The organism is Paenibacillus xylanexedens (genome assembly GCF_007676705.1).
Lineage (GTDB): Bacteria > Bacillota > Bacilli > Paenibacillales > Paenibacillaceae > Paenibacillus > Paenibacillus xylanexedens_C.
On sequence record NZ_VEBF01000891.1, the window covers coordinates 1 to 221 of the forward strand.

Below are 221 nucleotides of genomic sequence, written 5' to 3' on the forward strand. Positions count from 1 at the left end.
AGCGGTGTACGATGAGGTGAATGGAATTGGAGGAAGGATTGAATATGATGGGTATGATGGTGAGGGGTATGATTATGAGAAGATGAGAGAGATGTTTAATAAGATTGGAAGGGGTGTGGGTAAAGAAGAGAAAGGAAAAGAAGTTGTTAGTGATGTGGATGAGGACTATGTAGAAGGGAAAGAAAAACTGGGTGGTGGGGGGAAAGAAAAGTTGAATTTTG

At 41.2% G+C, this 221-nt stretch carries 1 pseudogene; it reads left to right on the forward strand.

Annotation, left to right across the window (positions count from 1 at the left end):
* Positions 1 to 16: 16 nt before the first annotated feature.
* Positions 17 to 221 (forward strand): annotated as a pseudogene (locus FS628_RS31100) (ABC transporter substrate-binding protein); the annotation flags it as partial.